The 609-nt window shown below is 36.9% G+C and carries 1 protein-coding gene; it reads left to right on the forward strand.

Annotated features, from left to right (window positions below):
- Positions 1–131 precede the first annotated feature (131 nt).
- Positions 132–431, forward strand: coding sequence for a transposase family protein (locus tag CBG25_RS02205; protein ID WP_290604220.1), 300 nt, complete (start codon positions 132–134; stop codon positions 429–431).
- Positions 432–609 lie beyond the last annotated feature (178 nt).

The following is a 609-nucleotide window of genomic DNA, read 5'->3' on the forward strand; positions in this document are numbered from 1 at the left end:
GTTTGATGATAGGATTATTTGTTTGATACATAAAATTACCTTTTATTTAATTATCTAATGATGTTAATTAAAACCGGTAACTTTCTTTTTTAAATCAGAATTGTCAGATTAAGTTAAGACTAATACATATAATTCGCCATATTCCTCCTGAGGTAACCATCTGGGCAGATACCGGTTTTCAAGGTATAGATAAACAGCATCCTAATACACAAATCCCAAAAAAAGGAACTCGAAAAAGACCTTTATCGCCTGAACAAAAACAAGAAAATAAAATAATCTCGGGCATCCGTATTACAGTTGAACACGCCATCGCGGGTATCAAGCGCCTCGGTTGCATGACCCAAATTTTACGGAATCGTAGACCCTTTATTGATGATACCTTCTTACTCCTTAGCGCAGGTCTTTGGAATTTCCATCTCAGAACAGCGTAAAATTTACTTCAATCACCGAAACACCCTTATTTCACTATTAAGCAACACGCTTTTTGTCTTCAAAGAGTGCGACGACGGCAGGATTCACTTCAAGCGGTGACAGGTATTTCTCCTGATTATTTTCCCGATTTATCAGGCTAACAACGCCTTCTTTTGAAACCCCTGTTATCTCAAAATA

Origin of the sequence: Arsenophonus sp. ENCA, from assembly GCF_002287155.1 — a bacterium.
Lineage (GTDB): Bacteria > Pseudomonadota > Gammaproteobacteria > Enterobacterales > Enterobacteriaceae > Arsenophonus > Arsenophonus nilaparvatae.